The following is a 566-nucleotide window of genomic DNA, read 5'->3' on the forward strand; positions in this document are numbered from 1 at the left end:
GGCGATAAATAAACAAGTAAGCTCTAAATTCAATAAATTAGTAACAATGCCTAGCCCCGATTGAAGCGTTTGTTTGAGCTCTTTTTTTGATTTTTCTTCAAAAAAAAGCGAGTGCGGAAAGCGGGAAATTGCTTCAAAAAATAAAAATTTCAACTAAAAAAAATCCTACTCAAATAAATGAATAGGATTTTTATATAGTTTTAATTTAAAATTCTTACTTTTCAGCAACAACCTCAAATACGATATCAGCAACAACAGTTCTGTGTAAACGTACAGCAGCGTTATATTTACCTAATCTTTTTACACTACCTCCAGTAACTTTGATAAATTTCTTATCAATAACAGTACCAGCTTTAGCTAAAGCTTCAGCAACATTAATGTTGTTTACTGAACCAAATAACTTATCACCAGAACCTACTTTAGAAGTAATTTTGATTTCATATCCTTTAACAGTTTCAGCTACAGCAGTAGCTTCTTCTACTAATTTAGCTTCTTTAAAAGCACGTTGCTTTAAGTTTTCAGCTAATACTTTTTTAGCTGAAGAAGTAGCTAATATTGCATATCCT

Annotated in this window: 1 protein-coding gene; it reads right to left on the reverse strand. The window is 30.7% G+C overall.

From position 1 onward, the window contains the following. Positions 1 to 214: 214 nt before the first annotated feature. The coding region (gene rplI, locus FHK88_RS13585; RefSeq protein ID WP_227431262.1) for a 50S ribosomal protein L9 at positions 215 to 566 on the reverse strand (352 nt) is incomplete at its 5' end.

The sequence above is a fragment of the Psychrobacter sp. I-STPA6b genome, from assembly GCF_020662265.1.
Lineage (GTDB): Bacteria > Pseudomonadota > Gammaproteobacteria > Pseudomonadales > Moraxellaceae > Psychrobacter.